At 52.8% G+C, this 19,671-nt stretch carries 18 protein-coding genes and 1 tRNA gene; 12 read left to right on the top strand and 7 right to left on the bottom strand.

What is annotated here, in order from left to right; all coding sequences use genetic code 11:
* The first annotated feature begins 224 nt into the window (after window positions 1-224).
* From RHH27_RS10630 to mutL, 3 genes are read left to right on the top strand one after another with little or no spacing between them, the layout of a single operon-like run.
* Window positions 225-440, top strand: coding sequence for a DUF2555 domain-containing protein (locus tag RHH27_RS10630; RefSeq protein ID WP_206200107.1), 216 nt, complete (start codon window positions 225-227; stop codon window positions 438-440).
* Window positions 427-1,644: a bifunctional phosphopantothenoylcysteine decarboxylase/phosphopantothenate--cysteine ligase CoaBC gene (gene coaBC / locus RHH27_RS10635; RefSeq protein WP_302678248.1), complete on the top strand. Its 1,218-nt coding sequence runs from the start codon at window positions 427-429 to the stop codon at window positions 1,642-1,644. The genes RHH27_RS10630 and coaBC overlap by 14 nt, the downstream gene beginning before the upstream one ends.
* Entirely contained in the window at window positions 1,632-3,266 is a 1,635-nt protein-coding gene (mutL, locus tag RHH27_RS10640; protein WP_302678249.1) for a DNA mismatch repair endonuclease MutL, read from the top strand. The genes coaBC and mutL overlap by 13 nt, the downstream gene beginning before the upstream one ends.
* Here mutL and RHH27_RS10645 read toward each other — a convergent pair.
* Window positions 3,263-3,754 (bottom strand): NADAR family protein, encoded by a 492-nt coding sequence (locus tag RHH27_RS10645; protein ID WP_302678250.1) that lies wholly within the window; start codon window positions 3,752-3,754, stop codon window positions 3,263-3,265. The genes mutL and RHH27_RS10645 overlap by 4 nt on opposite strands.
* A 239-nt stretch (window positions 3,755-3,993) precedes the next feature.
* Between RHH27_RS10645 and psb27 the strand changes: the two genes are divergently transcribed.
* On the top strand, window positions 3,994-4,398 hold the full coding sequence (gene psb27 / locus RHH27_RS10650; protein WP_206200110.1) for a photosystem II protein Psb27: 405 nt from the start codon (window positions 3,994-3,996) through the stop codon (window positions 4,396-4,398).
* A 5-nt stretch (window positions 4,399-4,403) separates the two neighbouring features.
* Window positions 4,404-5,114: a M15 family metallopeptidase gene (locus RHH27_RS10655; RefSeq protein WP_302678251.1), complete on the top strand. Its 711-nt coding sequence runs from the start codon at window positions 4,404-4,406 to the stop codon at window positions 5,112-5,114.
* Between the two features lie 14 nt (window positions 5,115-5,128).
* Here RHH27_RS10655 and rpmB read toward each other — a convergent pair whose 3' ends face one another.
* The 6 genes from rpmB to RHH27_RS10685 form a co-directional block, all read right to left on the bottom strand.
* The gene (gene rpmB, locus RHH27_RS10660; RefSeq protein WP_149819231.1) at window positions 5,129-5,365 is read right to left on the bottom strand and encodes a 50S ribosomal protein L28; all 237 of its coding nucleotides are present in this window, start codon (window positions 5,363-5,365) and stop codon (window positions 5,129-5,131) included.
* Between the two features lie 80 nt (window positions 5,366-5,445).
* On the bottom strand, window positions 5,446-6,084 hold the full coding sequence (locus tag RHH27_RS10665) for an LON peptidase substrate-binding domain-containing protein (protein WP_149819234.1): 639 nt from the start codon (window positions 6,082-6,084) through the stop codon (window positions 5,446-5,448).
* Between the two features lie 59 nt (window positions 6,085-6,143).
* Window positions 6,144-6,227 (bottom strand) — tRNA-Leu (locus RHH27_RS10670).
* Between the two features lie 62 nt (window positions 6,228-6,289).
* Window positions 6,290-6,736: a hypothetical protein gene (locus RHH27_RS10675; protein WP_206200112.1), complete on the bottom strand. Its 447-nt coding sequence runs from the start codon at window positions 6,734-6,736 to the stop codon at window positions 6,290-6,292.
* 116 nt (window positions 6,737-6,852) lie between these two features.
* Window positions 6,853-9,174, bottom strand: a complete 2,322-nt coding sequence (gene pcrA / locus RHH27_RS10680) for a DNA helicase PcrA (RefSeq protein WP_302678252.1) — start codon at window positions 9,172-9,174, stop codon at window positions 6,853-6,855.
* Window positions 9,175-9,527: 353 nt separating this feature from the next.
* Complete coding sequence (locus tag RHH27_RS10685; RefSeq protein ID WP_302678253.1) at window positions 9,528-11,897, bottom strand: dynamin-like GTPase family protein; 2,370 nt, start codon at window positions 11,895-11,897, stop codon at window positions 9,528-9,530.
* A 155-nt stretch (window positions 11,898-12,052) separates the two neighbouring features.
* On the opposite strand from RHH27_RS10685, the gene menB reads away from it, so the two are divergent.
* The 7 genes from menB to RHH27_RS10720 all read left to right on the top strand — a co-directional run bounded on the left by menB (window position 12,053) and on the right by RHH27_RS10720 (window position 19,631).
* Entirely contained in the window at window positions 12,053-12,889 is an 837-nt protein-coding gene (gene menB / locus RHH27_RS10690; protein ID WP_302678254.1) for a 1,4-dihydroxy-2-naphthoyl-CoA synthase, read from the top strand.
* A gap of 42 nt (window positions 12,890-12,931) precedes the next feature.
* The gene (locus RHH27_RS10695) at window positions 12,932-13,180 is read left to right on the top strand and encodes a Ycf34 family protein (protein ID WP_149819240.1); all 249 of its coding nucleotides are present in this window, start codon (window positions 12,932-12,934) and stop codon (window positions 13,178-13,180) included.
* Window positions 13,181-13,335: 155 nt separating this feature from the next.
* Window positions 13,336-14,655, top strand: a complete 1,320-nt coding sequence (locus RHH27_RS10700) for a TrkA family potassium uptake protein (protein WP_302678255.1) — start codon at window positions 13,336-13,338, stop codon at window positions 14,653-14,655.
* A gap of 4 nt (window positions 14,656-14,659) precedes the next feature.
* Complete coding sequence (locus RHH27_RS10705; RefSeq protein ID WP_302677624.1) at window positions 14,660-15,184, top strand: SRPBCC family protein; 525 nt, start codon at window positions 14,660-14,662, stop codon at window positions 15,182-15,184.
* A 9-nt stretch (window positions 15,185-15,193) separates the two neighbouring features.
* Entirely contained in the window at window positions 15,194-15,955 is a 762-nt protein-coding gene (locus RHH27_RS10710; protein ID WP_302678256.1) for a hypothetical protein, read from the top strand.
* Between the two features lie 95 nt (window positions 15,956-16,050).
* Window positions 16,051-18,762 carry an ATP-dependent chaperone ClpB gene (clpB, locus tag RHH27_RS10715; RefSeq protein WP_302678257.1) on the top strand — a complete coding sequence of 904 codons (2,712 nt, stop codon included), beginning with the start codon at window positions 16,051-16,053 and terminating at the stop codon, window positions 18,760-18,762.
* Window positions 18,759-19,631, top strand: coding sequence for a ParA family protein (locus tag RHH27_RS10720; RefSeq protein ID WP_302678258.1), 873 nt, complete (start codon window positions 18,759-18,761; stop codon window positions 19,629-19,631). The genes clpB and RHH27_RS10720 overlap by 4 nt, the downstream gene beginning before the upstream one ends.
* Window positions 19,632-19,671: the final 40 nt, after the last annotated feature.

Consider the following 19,671-nt stretch of genomic DNA (forward strand, 5'->3'; position numbering starts at 1 on the left):
AGAACCCACTCTATAAAAACAGCTGTTGCTACCCCTAGACTCAACAGAGCAACCACTCGTAAGAATTGGGGATTGGTCATAGGCAGGGGTAAAACTGGCTAGGGACATCGTACCCCGCAGGGCAGTAGCTTTTTTAGTCTAGCTCCTCAATCTTGGGGTTGAGGCCAAGGGGTATGTAAACTAGTGTTGTAGGACAACTCTTTAGGCGTCCTGCAGGAGGGGGTATGCAAACAACTCACCACTACACTCAGGAGTATATCAATCACCTCACCCCCCAGGAGGTGGCTGCCTTGGCACGACGGCTTGAGGAGGATGATTACGATACACCCTTTGCTGCCCTTGAAGACTGGCATCTGCTGCGCTCCATTGCCTTTCAGCGGCCAGAGCTGGTAGAGCCTTATTTGTATCTTCTGGATTTAGAAGCCTTTGACGAGTCCTAGGGCAGTTCCCCATTTATTAGTGGGGGTGGGGGGTGGCATTGCTGCCTATAAAATCTGTGATGTGATCTCCACGCAAGTAAAGGCGGGGTGGCAAGTGTCTGCCATCCTTTCAGAGACCGCCTCGCAGTTCATTACGCCGTTGACCCTTTCGACCCTGTGCCGGCGATCGGTACTCACAGATGCGGATTTTTGGCATCCCCAAGCGCCGCGACCGCTACACATTGAACTGGCAGAAAAGGCAACGCTGATGTTGATTGCTCCCCTCACGGCCAATACGTTGGCAAAGCTGGTGCTGGGTTTGGCGGATAACCTACTGACCAGTACGGTGCTGGCCTCCCAAATACCCATCTTGGTGGCACCGGCCATGAACACGACCATGTGGGAGCAACCGACAGTACAGAGCCATTGGCAACAACTGCAACAACAGCCCCGTTATCATTGCTTACCCCCGGCCTATGGCCGCTTGGCCTGTGACAGCGTCGGTGTGGGGCGGATGGCGGAGACGCAGGAAATCATTGCCTATTTGGACTCCTTGGCCTATACCCACGGCAAACGAGACTTGGCGGGGAAACATCTGCTGATTACTGCCGGTGGCACCCGCGAGTATTGGGATACAGTGCGCTTCATTGGTAATCCGGCAACGGGGAAAATGGGGATCGCTCTGGCAAGGGCAGCCCTGCATCGCGGCGCCAAGGTGACTTTGATCTATGGGGCGATCGCCGAGCCGATCCCAGCCCAGGTACGCGCTATTGAAGCAATCAGTAGCGAAGCAATGTGCAAAGCTGTCCTTGAGGTGTGGCCAGAGGCCGATTGGCTGGTGATGGCTGCCGCCGTTGGCGATGTCCGCCCGGCCCAACAGTGGTCGGGAAAGCTCCCGAAATCGGAGTTGCCTACCGCCTTACCCCTGAGTCCGGTGCCCGATATTTTGCAAGCGGTGGCTCAGATGCGCCAACCCCACCAACGTCTGATTGGTTTTGCTGCCCAAACGGGGGATATTGTAACGCCCGCCCGCGAAAAGCTAGAACGCAAGGGCTTGGATTTGATAGTTGCCAATGCGGTGGATCAAGCCGATGGTGGCTTTGGCAGTAGCGAAAACGCAGCGGTGGTTCTGGATCGGCAGGGGCGATCGCGCGATCTTGCCAAGGTACCAAAGTTAATTCTGGCCCACCAAATTTTTGACGTTGCTCAAGAATGGCTGCCATGAGTGATGGCCTCACGGTTGTCCCCTTGCCGCTCCAAATGCAGCGGGCGATCGCTGCCGCTGAAACCCTCGACTCCCTCGCCACAGTGGTACAGGAGCTTGTGGAAAATGCGCTTGATGCCGGGGCGAGTCGCATTCACCTCCACTGGCGCCCTTCAGCATGGCATCTTGAGGTCACAGACAATGGCGAAGGGATTCGCTGGGCAGATCTCACCCAAGTGGCTCTCCCCTACACCAGCAGCAAGTTGCCCCCCAGCGGGGAATTGGCGGACATCACAACCTTGGGATTTCGCGGTCAAGCCCTCCGCAGTTTGGCGCAAATGGCACAGTTAACGATTTGCAGTCGCCATCGCGAGGCGGAGACCGGTTGGCAAGTGAGTTATGATGCCCAGGGTCAAGTGCGCAGCCAGCGTCCTCTGGGAATGGCCGTGGGGACTCGCGTGATTGTCGAGCAACTTTTTCAGGACTGGCCGCAACGTCAGCAGGGAGCAAATCCGAAACAGGTACAGCGGCGGCTTCAGGAAATCGCCCTGTGTTTTCCCCAAGTGGCTTGGCATCTCCTTAAGGATGGCAAGCGCTGGCACCACTGGCCGGCAGTGGCGTCTTTGGGCGATCGCCTGCTGCAACTCATCCCACAACTCCATCCCCAAGATCTGCGCCAAATGAGCGATGCCCAAATTGAACTGGTCTTGGCGCCGCCGGATCGCCACCATCGTCCCCGCCCTGATGGCTTAGGGGTGGCTGTCAATGGCCGTTGGGTGGAACTACACAGTGATCCCTCGTGGCAGCAGGTGATTCTTGAGGCCTTTGGTTGCGGCCTACCTCGGCAGCGCTTTCCCCTGTGTATTGCCCATCTCCATTTACCCCCAGCGGCGATTGATTGGTCAGCAGAACCCCAAAAGCGCACGATCTATCTACGGGAACCAGAGCAATGGCAAGCCCTCTTGGTAGAACGCATTGGCCAACTCCTTGCCTGCCCCTCAATCCCCCTGAGTGATGCCAGCAGCTATCAGGTGCTCAAGGCGGCTGAACCACCAAACCGCTATCGGACGCTGTTATCGCCCAATTCAGCTCAAGTTTCCTTGCCAAGCCTGAAAGTGGTTGGCCAATTGCACAACATGTACATTATTGTTGAGCACGCCGAAGGCATCTGGTTGATTGAGCAGCACATTGCCCATGAACGCGTGCTGTACGAGCAAATTGAAACAGATTGGCAGGTGGTGGAGCTAGAGCAGCCGGTGTTGGTGGACTCCCTCACGGAAACGCAAGTGCAACGCCTTCAAGACTGGGGGTTAGCGATTGCCCCCTTTGGGGTACAGGTTTGGGCAGTGCGCCGTGTGCCTGCTCTCTTGCGCGATCGCCCAGATGTCGTGGCGGCTCTTATTGAACTTAGCCAAGTGGCGGATCTGACCGCTGCTAAGGTGGCCGTTGCCTGTCGCAGTGCCATTCGTAACGGCACGCCCCTCACCCTTGCGGAAATGCAAACCCTTGTGGATCAGTGGTACCGCTGCCGTCAACCCCACACCTGCCCCCATGGTCGCCCCATCTGTCTGCAACTGCAAGAATCTAGCCTTGCCCGTTTTTTCCGTCGCCATTGGGTGGTGGGCAAAAGTCATGGCATCTAGCCAAATGAGCAATCCTGCAGAGGAGTGAAGGTGTGAAGATCTGCCCCTTGGCGCAGACACTGCCGCAGGTGCATCAGCAGCCGTCCCAAATAGTTACAGCCTTGGCGATCGCTACCACAGCCCCAATAGCGATCTACGGGCGAATCCTCCACCAATTCTTCATCCCCAGTTGCTAAGAGCAGTTCCCGTAGGTCGGGATGGCTGGTAAATTTGGCCACAAGGGCACGCCACATCACTGCCTGTTTTAGTTGATCCCACTGAGGATGCACGGGGTAACGACCACTGCGACCGAGTTGGGCAGCGGCTTCAGGAGTTGGGGCAGTGCGAATGGTATGACCAAAGGCTTCATGGGCAGTGCCAAAGAATTTATGGGCTTGGTAGTAGTGCTCCGCTGTTGGCCAGTAATAGCCCTCGAGGGTAAACCCGTGGGGAGAGAAATTGGAAAAACTGCCGTAGGCATCCTTGACGCGATAAAAGTAGATGGTCATTGCCAACCGCGTTCCTACACCCCTGTGATCAGCTAGCATTCATCATGGCTGAGATCATCATCCCCCAAATGCAACTCTTTTCACTAGGGATACAACCTGTTCAAAACAGTTCAATCTGAAAGATGACGAACCCCCTATCTTCGAAAGGGGCGATCGCCAAACTTGAGACTCTAGGGGCGGATCCTTGCTAAGATGAGCCTCATGGGTACGTTGAGACCGATTTTGTTTTGGGGTTTGCTATGAAACGTTTTTGGGCGATGGTTTGCGCACTTTTCCTGAGTGTGTCACTGCTCCTGACCAGCTGTGCTAATGTGCCCACGGGGCTAACGGGAAATTTCCGTGAAGATACCCTTGCGCTGATCAGTAGCCTGCGCGAAGCGATCGCCCTACCAGATAATGACCCCAACAAAAAGGCCGCCCAAGCAGAGGCTCGCAAAAAACTCAATGACTTCTTTGCCCTCTATCGTCGCGATGACTCCCTGCGATCGCTCTCTTCCTTTATGACGATGCAAACTGCCCTTAACTCCCTCGCGGGTCACTACAGTTCCTATCCCAATCGTCCCCTCCCGGAGAAGCTGAAAGCCCGCCTCGAACAAGAGTTTAAGCAAGTTGAACTCGCCCTTGATCGCGAAGCCAAGTCCTAGTCCCAATGGGGGATAAGCCCTATACCAAGATTCCTATTGCAGAGTGTGGGGAACCCCTAGCGCCTATTCCACCTACCTTTCTGCGGCTGCAACCCCATCCCTATCAAAGCCGAGGTGCCCCCTATGGCAAAGCCTCTCCCTTTTGGTTGCGGGTGGGGGTCATTGCTGCCCTTGAGCGCGCCCAAGCGTTCCTAGAACCTTACGGCTGGCAACTCGCAATTTTTGATGCCTACCGGCCAATTGCGGTACAGCAGTTCATGGTGGCGCATACCTTTGCTACCCTCTGTCAAGAACGGGGGTATGATGCGCAGCAACTTGAGCCAGCGATCGCCCGCGAGATTTGGCAACAGGTTGATCAATTTTGGGCGGTGCCCAGTTCAGACCCTCAGCAACCACCCCCCCACAGTACCGGTGCTGCTGTTGATCTCACCCTCGCTGACCCCGCAGGCCATCCTTTTGAGATGGGGGGTGTCATTGATGAAGTTTCTGAACGTTCCTTTCCCGATTTTTACGATCGCCATCCTGAGCAGGCTAATGCCGCCTGCTTTAGCCAACGCCGCAAAATTCTCTACCAAGCAATGCGCTATGCCGGTTTTCAGCGCCATCCTAACGAGTGGTGGCACTTTTCCCTTGGGGATCAGTTGTGGGCTTGGCAAACGCAGCAACAGACTGGCCAGCGGGACATCCTCGCTCGCTATGGCCGCGTGGATCTTTGAGTCTGGGCAATGCCTTAGAGCTTGTTGAGATTCAACCCCGCTTCTTTGGCAAATGCACTCAGGCCTTTGCGCTCAAGGGTTTTAATGGCTTTGGTAGAGAGGCGCAGCCGCACCCAACGGTTGCCTTCTGGCCACCATACCCGTTTCCATTGCAAATTCACTTCTTGCAGTTTTTTCGTCCGCCGGTGGGAGTGGGAAATGGCATAGGCGTTATTGGCTTTTTTTCCAGTTAGTTGACAAACACGGCTCATTGGTTTCCTCCCCAGCAAGGCAGATGGTGCAAAATAATCAGGATTTCTAGCCTAGCATATTCAATGGTGCAGGGCACTGCCTATTTGAAGGTCTCCTTAAGAACAGTCCGTGCGGCTAAGTGATTGCGGGTGGTGGTTAAAATTTCTGCTTCCCGCAGTAGGCGATCGTAGGTGGATTGTAGCTCTAGAAGACGTTGCTGCTCCTGAGCGACACCGCGAAAATTACTGGCAATCCAATAGGACAATTCAAGGGCAGCCGTGGGCACATCGGGGGGCAGCTCCATGGGTTGTTCCGTCAGTTTTGCTGAGAGGCGCACCACATCCTCAAGAAGTTGCCGCACTTCCTTGGCCAAGGGGCGCAGATCAATGCTGGTGGGTTCATCCTCAATCCACTCCACCAGTCCAACGCGGTAGGGTTTTTCGCGCACGTAGTCCAAGATGCGAAACCGCTGCTGACCCAAGGAATCAATGAGCATGCGGTCATCGGGAAGCCGTTCGTAGCGACGCACTTCCGCACAACAGCCCACCGTGGCTGGCCGTCCCGTTTGTGGATCCCACATCACGATGCCAAAGCGGCGATCGCTCTCAAGAATCGTATTCATCATGATGCGGTAGCGAAATTCAAAAATGTGGAGTGGCAGTGGTCGCCCCGGAAAGAGCACAACATCCGGCAAGGGAAAAATGGGGAGTTCGCGAACGGCAATGGACGAAAAAGCCATAATGACAGCGCACAGAAGCCAATGCTTCTATCGTACCGTACTTTGCAGGCTTCCTAGGATGCGGAACCGGGGACTTGAACCCCGAAGTCCTTGCGGACACTAGAACCTGAATCTAGCGCGTCTACCAATTCCGCCAGTTCCGCTCGTGATAGATTTGGTCAGCGGTCTTCTATTATCTTGGGTTTGGTGGAGTTCTGTCAACTCATTATTTCATCTTGCCTCGGAAGGTGAGCACAAAGGGCTGACCATCCAATTGACCATTGCCCGCCAAGTTGAGAATGGACTGCTGACCGCCATAACGGAGATTGAGGGTGCCATTGGCATCGGCCATACCAGAACTAGTCAAGCGAATCCGCAGATTGTAGGCATCCTGCTGAATGACGTTGCCAGAAAAGCCAATATAGTTGCCATCCGCCAGTTGCATATTGATATCCGCCACCTTTTGTGGATCAATGGCAATGCTCATAAACGTTACTTTTTGATTCGGGCGACCACTGATGCGAAATAGACCCTCGCCCATATCAGCATAGAAGGTGGTGCCTGCGGGTTGGGCTGGCTGAGCGACCATTGTGGGCATTTGGGGGGCGATCGCGTAGGTGTGCGCCCCAGCGCTGAGGGCAAGCAGCGTTGCTGCAATAATGCTCTTGCTCACGGGAAGTTCCTATAGGTTCATGCTTATCATGACGCTCAAAAAGCGTGAGTGGCACCCAAACAGCCGCATCCTGCAATAAGACTTCATATTGTTCAGCTCGGATCGGTTCGCTCGATTTATAGCCGCTCAAGGGGTGTCAGGCGGGGATCCACCACCCTTTGCCCGCGACGTGGGAAACGAATCACCAAGGAGAGCTCCGGGCCAGTATCAAAGACATGGGTAATTTCCCCTTCGCCATAGACAGGATGGAGAATGCGATCGCCCACCCGCCAACCAGAGGCAGCAGCCTTGCTCAACCGTGCGGGGGATAGCTTCGTGACAGCAGCCATTTTGGGTCGTCGTTGAACATTCCCTGTCAGCAGTTCTGGGGGTAGCTCTGTCAAAAATTGCGAAGGAATCGTATCTTCACTGCCACCGTAGCGGCGACGGCTTTGGGCAAAGGTGAGAAAGAGTTGTTCTTGGGCACGGGTGATGCCGACATAGCAAAGGCGGCGTTCTTCTTCGAGAGCCATGGGGTCGTTGAGACTGCGGAAGTTGGGAAAGAGTCCCTGCTCCATGCCCACCAAAAAGACAACGGGAAATTCTAGCCCCTTAGCGGCATGCAAGGTCATCAGGGAAACGACGCCCTCTCCCTCCTGCAAGGTATCCAAATCCGAGGCAAGGGCAGAACTGTTGAGAAAATCGCTGAGGCTTGCCCCCTCGTTTTCTTCGCTAAATTGCTGGGCAGCGTTAACCAATTCCATTAGGTTTTGCAGTCGCTCTAGGCTTTCGTCAGTGCCTTCGTTTTCGAGTTCGCGGCGGTAGCCTGTCTCTTCAATCACGGTTTTCACCAGTTCAGGCAATTCAATGTCGTCCACTAGCGATCGCAGGCGGGTCATGAGGGTCACAAACTGCTGCACGGCACGACTGGCTCGCCCGGCCAAGGGCGTCATGGATTCGGTATCGGCAATTAAATCCCACAGGGAAATGCCAAGGGTTTGCGCGGCGTCACTGAGGCGATCCAAACTGGTTTTGCCAATGCCGCGTCGTGGCACGTTGATAATTCGCCGCAGACTCACGGTGTCTTGGGGGTTTTGCACCAGCCGCAAATAAGCGAGAACATCCTTGACTTCCTTGCGCTCATAGAATTTGAGACCACCAACCACGGTGTAGGGAATGTTGGCACGCACTAAGGCCTCCTCAAAGGGGCGCGATTGGGCGTTGGTGCGGTAGAGAATGGCAAACCGTCCCCATTGGGGTTCGAGGGATTGACTGCCCAAGGCTTTGATGGTTTGGACAACAAAAGAGGCTTCATCGGTTTCAGTGTGGCAACACTCGCAGTAAATGGGAGCGCCTTCTCCTTTGGTGGGACGCAGCACTTTAGCAATGCGTTCGTTGTTGTGCTCAATGAGATGATTGGCGGCCTGCAAAATGTTGGCAACAGAGCGATAGTTTTCCTCTAGCTTGATCATTGTGCGGCTATCGTCATCGGGCAGGCGATCGCCAAAATCCTGCTGGAAATTCATCAGGATAGTGAAATCAGCGCAGCGAAAGGAATAAATGGACTGATCGACATCGCCGACGACAAAAATCGAGCGATCGCCCCAATTCTGAAACTGTTGCGGTGGCGTACCATTGGTGGCCAATAGCCGAATGAGATCGTATTGGGTGCGGTTGGTGTCTTGGTACTCATCCACCAGAATATGTTGGAATTGCTGATGCCAATACTCAAGGCGCTCGGGGTGCTGTTGTAGCAGCTGCACCGTTCGCAAAATCAAATCATCAAAGTCAAGGGCGTTATTCTGGGCAAGGGTTGCCTCATAGCGACGATAAACCTCGGCGGCCACCCGGCCAGCGGGCGATCGCTGTTCCTGCTCCAATTGATCGGGGCTTAGCCCTCGGTTTTTGGCATGGCTAATTTTGTAGCGGATACCGCGCGGATCATGCTGGCGCTCATCGAGATTGAGTTCCGCAGTGGCAATTTCCTTAATCAGGCTTTGCACATCTGACTCATCAAAAATGGTGAAATGCCGCGTCCAGCGATACCCTTGGGGATGTTGATAGGCCTCTATTTCCAAGCGCAGGAGTCGGGCACACAGGCTGTGGAACGTGCCAATCCAAAGGGGCTTCGTGTACGTTTGATAGACTCGCGATCGCACCCGCTGTTGTTCGAGGGGAGAGAGATCCAGCCAGTCCCGCCCGTAGAGTTGCTGAGCCACCTCTTGACCAAAGAGAGCTTCAATCCGCTCCTTCATTTCGCGGGCGGCCTTATTTGTAAACGTCACCGCCAAGATATTTTCTGGTGCCACCTGATGCTGGCGAATCAAATGGGCAATGCGATAGGTGAGCGTGCGAGTTTTCCCGGAACCAGCGCCTGCCACCACCAACATCGGGCCACAATAGTGCTCCACCGCCTGCCGTTGTGATGGATTCAGTCCTGCGAGAAAATCCCTACTCATTTGCTGCTACGCCCATTCGCCTAAAGTTTTATGATACCTGCTATAACCAGCCAACGGGTTGGCACCCCCATCCGCCAGTACTGCGGGCATCACGGCATCAGACGGCGATGGGTTGACACAAATTGATATTAAAGGGGATTTTGGATTATGAGTTGAGTAATTCCCGATGAGTTTTTACAAACAGCGCACATCACTGAAGCTGATCTCAAACTCGAAATTGCCATTCTACTATTCCAGCAGGGAAAAATTACTCTGGGCACGGCCCGCCAGCTCTTCTTCTTGATGAGTCAAGATAACACAATCACTGCGGCGGGGGTAGGCAACGCAGGTTAAGACGAATCCTGCATCAATACTCAAAGAATCAGGGGAAGTTTCTGGTGATCGCGCCCCTGTTGTTCGAGGCAGCGGTTAATGCCCGTCACCGCCTCGTTGTACATGGCAATCTTGGCCTCTAGTTCCTTCAGTTTGGCGGCATTGTGCTCAATGCTTTCAGCCGCTTCTTTTTCTAGGGTTTTGCCGAGGTGCTCCCGTGCCTGTTGCTGTTGCTGGAGAATCTCTTGGCTATGTTGCTTGGCGGCAGTGAGGAGAGGCTCTGTAATCGCGGTGGCGATCGCGGCTCGATAGGTCACTTCAATGGTTTTCTTGATCTTGTGAACAAAGTCCATTTTCAGGAGTTCCCGCAGTTCGGTTTCCGCCTCAAACATACTCGAAGCATCAAAGGTATTGCAGGCTTTGCGCAGCACCTCCCGCAGTTTCATCACCCCTTGGGTATCATGATAGAAATCCTCGCGCTCCCGCACATAGCGATCGCACTCAATGCGTGCCACCGTCGTAATACTAGTCAGTACCTCCTCCTCCAGCTTGGCCAACATTTGATCAATGCCGCTGTCATTCCCCAGTAGGCGAAAGAGTTCGCGATAGTAGGGCTGCTGGTAAATCTCCCGCCTCAACTGCTTAAAGAGATTTTTGATCACCTCTTGGGAAGACTCGACGAGGGTTTTCTTGAGACCATTGGCCAAGTAATAGAAGGCCTCCGCCAAAATCCCCATAACGGGAACAACGGAGTTGGTGGGATGACTATCAAGGGCCTGTTGATAAATAGTAGCCACGGAGAACTGGCGCAGGAGTTGCTCGAGGGAAGTGACAAGGTTGTTTTTCAGCCGTTTATAGTCCTGCTCTGCCTCTGGAGACTGGCCGCCCTTGATACGATTGAGAAACTGATCAATATGCCGATAAAACTCATCCCCGGCGATTTTCAGTTCTTGGCTAAGATCCAAAAGCTTCGTCTGCTTGAGGGCTTCAATGTCATTGGGTTGCTGTTTTAATTCATGGAGTTCTGGCTGATATAAATTGCTGAGGTTAATGCAGACATTTTGCAGATCGCTAACCAATTGCTCCAATAGTTGCGGGTATTTTTCCTCCCGTAGATAGCGGCTGATGTCACTGCAGAAAATTTCCACTTCGCTATCTTTAATCATGTGTTGGATTAGTTCGTGGCCATAGCGTTGCAAAATGAGTTCATAGCTCTCAAGGGGTGTTTTGTCTGTGTCCAGTTGAATGCGAAACTTGCTGGGCAGTTTGTAGGAGAAAATACAGTAGCGCAGAAACTCGGAGATAAATTTCGGGGCATCGGTGCGTTGTTTGAGCTTGCTGATTTCATTGGCAAAGAGAGAGTCTAGCCCATAGCGATCGCGATCGCTACATTTGAGCAACTGACTACCATAGAAGCCCAAGAGGCCACTGGTGCGATAAACGCGATCCGGGGGTGAGTAAAAGGACTTGGCGATCGTATTGTTGACCTTCTCGCGCAAATCGGCATCAAACCACGTTTGATCAATGCGGTTAATGATATGAAACACGCGATCGCGCAGCCCCGGATTGTTCTTGATATTTTCCAGTAGCTCAATTTCCTCCTGAATAATTTCCCCAGAGGCAGCAATTTGATAAACAACAATCACGGCTGAAGCTTCTGGATCATTGATACAGCGATAGGCTAGCTCAGCGTGCTCCTTGATCGGTGCATCAATGCCGGGGGTGTCAATCAAAACATTTCCCCCTGCCAAGAGTGGGTGATGGCAGTAGTACTCAATTTTTTTGAGAACGGCGCTATTGGGGCCCTGACGGGCATATTCTGATGCTTCCGCGATCGTGCCAAAGCCCAAGCCATCCATGGAGAAGGAATTATTGACCGTGGGATGAATGTGGGCAGCATTTTGTTGGCGACCTTGGAGCAGCAATTTTAGACCATTGGCTTCCCGTGCCCGTTGGGATCGCCCCTCACCCCCCTCCTGTTCAATAATTTGGTTGGCAAACTGAATCGCCTCTTGAATCGAGCTGGGATTATTAATATCAATGTTGCCTCCTAACCGCAGGCGATCGCCAATATCCGTGACTTGTTTTTGAATTTCCCCCTCGGTGTAAAACGTCAAAACAGCTCGCTCGCGATCGGGTTCAGCATAGGCGACACGGCAAATGGTTCCCGTTGCGTGACCTTGGGCACTGTAGAGGAGTTCGCGCTCCAATAGTGCATTGATCAGCATTGATTTGCCAGCACTAAAAGGCCCTGCAAAAACAATCTCAAATGTCGGCGAAACCGCCTTGCGCAGGGAAGTTTGAACTGGCGTAATATCAAAGGAGCGCAGCTTGGGTTCCGCATTCAATAGGTCAAGGAGGCGATCACAATCCGCTTGCAAATTGGGGCAGGTGTTGAGGAGGTCGCTCATAGCAAAGAAGCACAAACTATTGTCAGCAACAGCCTAACATAGCTCTCCTAGCCTCCCCTAGGTGGTGGATGTTAATTTTTTTTGCGATTTTGCTCCCCTCTAAACCCGAGAACCCCTCAGGTTACAATGAGAATCCATCTTACCCATCACACTCTATGGACAGCGTCCACTGGCAGCAGGTTCACTACTACACTGACATCCTCTACCACAAAACGACGGGCATTGCCAAAATTACGATTAACCGTCCCCACAAGCGCAATGCCTTTCGTCCCCAAACTATTGTGGAAATGAGTCAGGCCTTTGAGGATGCCCGCAACGATCCCACGATTGGCGTTGTCTTGCTCACCGGGGCAGGCCCCCACACCGATGGTAAGTATGCCTTTTGTGCGGGTGGTGACCAACGTATTCGGGGTGAGGCAGGCTATCTGGATGATCAGGGAGTAGCACGGCTGAATGTGCTGGATCTGCAACGGCAAATTCGCTCCCTGCCAAAGGTGGTGATTGCCCTTGTGGCCGGCTATGCCATTGGCGGTGGCCATGTGCTGCACTTGGTCTGTGACCTCACCATTGCTGCTGAGAATGCCATTTTTGGTCAAACGGGGCCACGGGTGGGTAGTTTTGATGCGGGGTTTGGTGCGAGTTATCTTGCCCGCATTGTCGGCCAGAAAAAAGCCCGTGAAATTTGGTTTCTCTGTCGGCAATATACGGCTCAGGAAGCCTTAGCGATGGGTCTAGTCAATGCTGTTGTCCCCGTTGAGGAACTGGAGGCTGAGGGGATCCGCTGGGCGCAAGAGATTCTCACCAAAAGTCCCTTGGCCATTCGCTGCTTGAAGGCGGCCTTTAATGCCGATTGTGATGGTCAAGCCGGCCTACAGGAATTAGCCGGCAATGCAACCTTGCTGTACTACCTCACTGAAGAGAGTGCCGAGGGCAAAAACGCCTTTTTGGAAAAACGTCCCCCCAACTTTCAGCAGTTCCCTTGGCGCCCCTAAGGGATGCGCTAGAGTAGGAGCATGTGGCATTGGGAGAGTTCCATGTGTATCTGTGTTAACTGCGCCCTTGTGGATCGCTGTACCACATACTATGCCGTTGAGGAGCAGCACCAACAGCCCCATCTGACCCTCACGCCAGACTTTGACCCAATTGAGCCGACGATCAATATCAACATCCGTACCCAAGGGGAAGAGATTCTATTGGAGTGGGATGTGGTTGGTTGTGCCAGTTTCGTCGAAGAACAGGGACGGTGGGCAAAACTGCGTCCGGGAGAATTGATTCCCACCTAAATCTGATGGTTAGCCGGCAAATCGCGGCAATTTGATGTTCTCTTCTAGCGGCACTCATGGGACAAAGCCGGCTAAGACAACAGCTTGATCTATTTCTGCACGCACCACAGGTAGAAATCAGCCTGTTGGTTTTGATCCTCATATGGGTACTTTTAGTGGTGGTCGATCTTTTCTGGGTACAGCCCGGCCACCCTAATTTTTTTCTGATCTTGGCGGATTTGCCCCTACGGCTGTGCTTTGTTGTTGAGTTATGCCTACGCCTTGCGATCGCCCGCAAAAAGCAACGATTTTTCCGCCACTACTGGCTTGATCTAGTCGCGATTTTACCGATGCCGCCCCAGTGGCCCCTGTTTCGTCTGCTGCCCCTTTTGCGCCTACCCCGTGCCTCGATTTTGATCAATCGCAACCTACACTACATTTCTCCCCAGATTTCTGGTCTCTACGGTGCCCAAATTTCAGCACTGTTAATCATTGTGTTGATCATGCTCTTTGGGGGACTGGCTTTTTATATTATCGAAGGAACCTCAAACCCAGACATCGAGACCCTTGGGGATGCCCTGTGGTACAGCTTCTTTTCCTTAGTGTCCGCCGAACCCATTGGTGCCTATCCCAAAACCCATGCCGGGCGGATCATTACCCTAGTGGTGGTTTTGTCGGGGCTGACCTTGTTTGCAGTGTTTACAGGGGTGGTGTCTGCCTTCATGGTGCAGCGGTTGCAATCAGTCATGAGCATTAAGAACTTTGACTTGGATGAGTTGCGCAACCACATTATTCTCTGTGGCTGGAATCGCAGTGCCCCCCTAGTGTTGCAGGAGTTGCAAACCGATCCCCAAACCCGCCATGCACCGATTGTCATTGTTGCTGAACTGGAACAGTTGCCCTTGAGTGAGTTGCGGAGAGTAGATCAAAATCGCCTCTACTTTTATTCGGGAGACTATACCCGCATTGACGTTTTAGAGAAGGTGCAGATTTACCACGCCTCCCGTGCCATTCTCTTGGCGGATACCAGCCAGCCCCGCAGTGATCAAGACCGCGATGCCCGAACGGTTCTCGCTGCACTGACCATGGAAAAACTCAATCCAACGATTTACACCTGTGCCCAGCTTTTGGATCGCAATAATAATGTGCAACTTCAGGCGGCAGGGGTGGAAGATGTGGTGGTGGCTGATGAAATGGCGGGTCATCTCATTGGCAATGCGGTGCGCAATCAAGGGGCGATGGATGTCTTTGCCGAACTCCTAACGGTACAGGTGGGCAATCAATTTTATCGGCTGCCTTTGCCGTCAACGCTGGCAGGCAAAACCTTTTGGTATGCGCAACGACACCTCAAGGAGCAGTACGATGCCCTCTTAGTCGCTGTGGAACGTCGCATTGAGGGGCGTCGCCAGACGGAGATTAACCCACCAATGGACTATGAGCTGCAAGGGGGGGACTATGTGGTTGTGATTGCGCGGCAGTATCCACAGTGGGGATAGGGTGATGGAAATTGCCTCCCAAGTAGAGCTGCCCTTTCCCCGCGAGCACGTCTATCGTACCTATCGCGATCGCCTGCCTGAGTTAGTCAACTGGATGCCCAATGTGCGTAAAATTGAGGTGCAAGAGCGCAGGGAACAGCCTGAGATCTTAGAGATGGTTCTGGTCTGGCATGGGGGTGGCGAAATTCCGGCAGCGGCTCGGGCACTGCTGAGTGAGGCAATGCTCTCGTGGACGGACTACACCCATTGGGACGATCGCCACTATCTCACCCGCTGGCGCATTGCACCCCATGCCTTTACCGAGGCCATTGACTGCCAAGGGGAAAATCAATTCATTGCTGTGGGTGACTCAACAATTATCACTAGCCGAGGTCATCTACGCATTGATCCAAAACGCATTCCGGGGGTACCCTCCTTCCTAGCTGGCATGATTGCTCGCGCTGTGGAGGAGTATCTCGGCCAACGCATCGAACCCAATTTTCAGCAGTTGGCAGCCAGTGTCGCAGGATTTTTGCGTGCTCAAGGATAACAATCAGCGATGAAAATCTTGGAGCAAACGGACTATCGCTTGCGCTTGCGGGAACGCCCTTTGCTGAGTTGGTTTATGGGTGGGGTGTTTGCTCTTGTACCTACGTTGATGCTCAGCTTCTTTCCTGTTGCAGAAATTCACTGCCAACGCCAAACCCTACCCTATGAATGTATTGCCACCACAACCTCCTTCGTGAGCCAAGAGCGGGTGAAAATTCCGCTTCCTCTACTGCGACAGGCAAAGTTGGAGGACTACATTGACAGCGAAGGCGATCGCATGTACCGCGTTGTTCTTGAAATAGCGGGCAACTCAACCATATTAGGCGTTGCCTCCTCGGAGCCGGGCGATCGCGCCGCCATGGTGCAGCAAATTAATCAGTTCTTAGCCAATCCCAATCAAACCGAACTTTCAGCGCGTGTGGACGATCGCTGGCTCATTGGGATCATTGCGGGGGTGTTCTTTCTGGTAGGGATGAGTTTCATTTCTTTCGCATCCGTCTTAACACTGGATTTGGATCGGGGCAGTGGCACCTTGACGATTCTCCATGCAAATTTTTTCCGCCGCACTCAGAAGGAATTGCGCTTGCAGGACATCAAAGAAGTGGCTATTGAGGAGTTGGTGGATTCTAATGGCGATCGCTTCTATCGCGTCGTGGTGCACCTCACTTCTGGCGAGACAGTTCCCCTGCGGCAGTACTACAGTAGCGGCTATGACAGCAAGAAAAAACTCGCTAATCTCCTGCGGCGGTTTCTCTATCTGCCACCTCTATAAGTCGTCCTGCGGGTGTGGCGGTGGCCTGTTGATTACACTGAAGATGATGGCATAATGCATTCACGGTCGGTGGGGTTTTGCCCTCAATTATCACTATGCAACCAACGGATCCAACAAAGTTTACTGATAAAGCATGGGAAGCCATTGTTAAGTCCCAAGATGTGGCACGGGAATATCGCAGCCAATATCTGGAAACAGAGCACTTGATGATTGCCCTCCTGCGGGAAGAGGGACTGGGGCAACTGATCTTTGAACGGGCTGATATTGACACTGAATGGGTTCTCAAGCGACTGATGGACTTTGCCAAACAGCAACCCCGCGTGCCAACGGGAAGCGAACTCTACTGTGGCCGCAGCTTGGATGCTCTCCTTGATGAAGCCAATCGTCTGCGCCAAGAGCAAGAGGATCAGTTTATTTCGATTGAGCATCTTGTCCTCGCATTTGTGGGCGATCGCCGTATTGGTCAACGTCTGTTCCGCGCTTTGAATTGCGATCGCGAGCAGTTGGCGGCCACCGTCAAAGCCATTCGCGGCGCCCAAAAAGTCTTAGACCAAAACCCCGAAAATAAATACGCTGCCCTTGAAAAGTACGGTCGCGATCTCACCGAAGCAGCCCGCCAAGGTAAACTAGATCCGGTCATTGGCCGCGATGAGGAAATCCGCCGCGTCATTCAAGTGCTCTCGCGCCGCACTAAGAATAATCCCGTGCTCATCGGCGAACCTGGAGTTGGGAAAACGGCGATTGCCGAAGGTCTTGCCCAGCGGATTATCAATGGGGATGTACCAGAATCGCTAAAAAATCGGCGGTTGATTTCCCTTGATCTGGGGAGTCTGGTGGCGGGTGCCAAGTTTCGCGGTGACTTTGAAGATCGCCTCAAGGCGGTTCTCCATGAAGTGACCCATTCCGACGGTCAAATTGTTCTCTTTATTGATGAATTGCACACCGTGGTTGGTGCGGGTGCCAATCAAAACGCCTCGATGGATGCCAGCAACCTCCTGAAGCCGATGTTGGCGCGGGGCGAACTGCGCTGTATTGGTGCCACCACCCTAGACGAGTACCGCAAGCATATTGAGAAGGATGCTGCCCTCGAGCGTCGCTTCCAGCAGGTGTATATTGGCCAGCCCAGTGTTGAGGATACGATCTCAATTTTGCGGGGTCTCAAGGATCGCTACGAAATTCACCACAACGTCAAAATTACTGACTCGGCATTGGTGGCAGCGGCGATGCTTTCGGATCGCTATATTAGCGATCGCTTTTTGCCCGACAAGGCCATTGATCTCGTGGATGAAGCGGCGGCCAAACTGAAAATGGAAATCACCACCAAGCCCGCTGAACTCGAAGCCCTTGAGCGGCGCCTGCGGCAACTGGAGATGGAAAAACTCTCCCTCAAGCAGGAGGAAAGCCTACCCCTGAGCCAAGTGCCACTGCAAGCCACCCGCGATCGCCTGCAGCGCATCGAAGAGGAAATTGCCCAACTGCAACCGCGACAACAGGCCATGCAAGCCCGCTGGCAAGCCGAAAAAGACCTCCTAGAGCGCATCAACAGCCTCAAAGAAGAGGAAGATCAGGTAAAGCTGCAAATCGAGCAAGCGGAGCGGGACTACAACCTCAACAAAGCTGCTCAACTTAAATATGGTCGCCTCGAGACGCTGCAACGGGAATTGGAAAGCACCGAAGCACAACTTTTGGAACTTCAGGCCGAAGGTGGCACCTTTTTGCGCGATCAAGTCACCGAAGCCGACATTGCTGAAATTGTTGCCAAGTGGACGGGAATTCCGCTGCAAAAATTAATGGCCTCAGAACGGCAAAAACTCCTGCAACTGGAACAAGTTCTCCATCAGCGGGTGATTGGTCAAACCGATGCCGTGGCCGCCGTGGCCGCAGCGATTCGCCGAGCGCGAGCCGGCATGAAAGACCCTGCCCGTCCCATTGGTTCCTTTCTCTTTATGGGTCCCACGGGGGTGGGCAAAACAGAACTGGCCCGTGCTCTTGCCGAAGCCCTCTTTGATGATGAAAATGCCCTTGTGCGCATTGATATGTCGGAGTACATGGAAAAACACGCTGTCTCCCGCATGATTGGCGCACCACCGGGGTATGTCGGCTTTGACAGTGGCGGTCAACTGACGGAAGCGATTCGCCGTCGTCCCTATGCCGTGGTTCTGTTTGACGAGGTGGAAAAAGCCCATCCAGAAGTCTTTAATGTGCTCTTGCAGGTGCTCGATGATGGCCGCGTCACTGATTCCCAAGGGCGAACGGTGGACTTCCGCAATACCGTGATCATTATGACCAGCAACTTGGGCAGCGAGCATATTTTAGATTTGGCCGGGGATGACAGTCGCTATGAGGAAATGCGCCAACGGGTACTCCAAAGTGCGCAAAAGTATTTTCGCCCCGAATTTCTCAACCGCATTGATGACTTGATCCTCTTCCATGGCCTAGGGCGGGCTGAACTGGCACAGATTGCTCAAATTCAACTGCGACGGGTGGAGAAACTCCTTGCGGATCAAAAAATTCGCCTGCGCCTCACCCCGGCAGCGCTAGATCATTTGGTGGCGGTGGGCTTTGATCCAGTCTATGGGGCACGTCCTCTGAAACGCGCCATTCAACGGGAATTGGAGAACCCCCTCGCCGTGAAGATCCTTGAAGAGGTCTTTGCACCCGGCGATACGATTTTGGTAGATTTGGTCAATGGTGAGTTGACCTTTAGCCCTGCCAACCTCGCAGGTGCAGGCGATCGCGACACCGTCACCGCCTCCTCAGCCTTCAGTAACCGACTCGACAACCGACTCGACAGGAAAGAAGCGTGAAAGTTATTACCATTTATCACAACAAGGGTGGTGTGGGGAAAACTACTGTTGCTGTCAACTTAGCAGCTGCCTTTCGTTGTCGGGAAAAGCGGGTTTTGGTTATTGACATGGACTCTCAAGCCAATACGACCTTTGCCACTGGCTTAATGAGTTTTCTGTTTGAAGAGGAGGATACACTGCGGGATGCTCATATCTTCCATGTGCTCAGATATGCCGATGAGTATCCCATTGAAAAAGTGGTTAGGAAATCCCAGTCTTTTAATCACCCAGAGATTGATGTTGTCCCTGCCCATATTGATTTAGTGAGCATTGAAACCCGTGATCTCCTGAAGGAGATTGATGCCATTCATCTACAACTGCTTATGAAGTTAGAAGCACTCAAGGATGCCTACGATATTGTCATCATAGATGCACCGCCAGCTTGGGATCTCTACGCCGAAATTGCCCTGATTGCCTCAGATTATCTCATTATTCCCTCAGATTTTAAGCCCTTTGCCAATCAAGGCCTAAAGTACGTCATGTCGTTTGTGAAAGATATTAATCGACGATTTGCAGACTTGCGGGTCAAGTTGGGTAAAAAACCCTTAGATATTGTGGGAATTTTGCCCTCAAAAATTCATGGCCGAACTAAGAATTCAAGTAAGTTTATTGCTGTTCAAAAAGCAATTACGAATAAGTATCCTCTGAAAATTCTAGAGACAATTATCACCGAATCTGTTGACTTATCCAATAGCCTCAATCGCGTGACTGCCAGTGGCGATAGTGAAATACCAGCCCCCCAATCTATTTTTCGCTTTAAGCCCAATTCAAATTCTGCCCGTGAATTCAATGATTTGGTAGATGAACTCAATTGGATCACTCAGTCCTAGTCAACCCTAAAATGCAATGGTCAATAGCAAACGTATTCAA

This window comes from Thermosynechococcus sp. PP555 (assembly GCF_031583225.1).
Lineage (GTDB): Bacteria > Cyanobacteriota > Cyanobacteriia > Thermosynechococcales > Thermosynechococcaceae > Thermosynechococcus.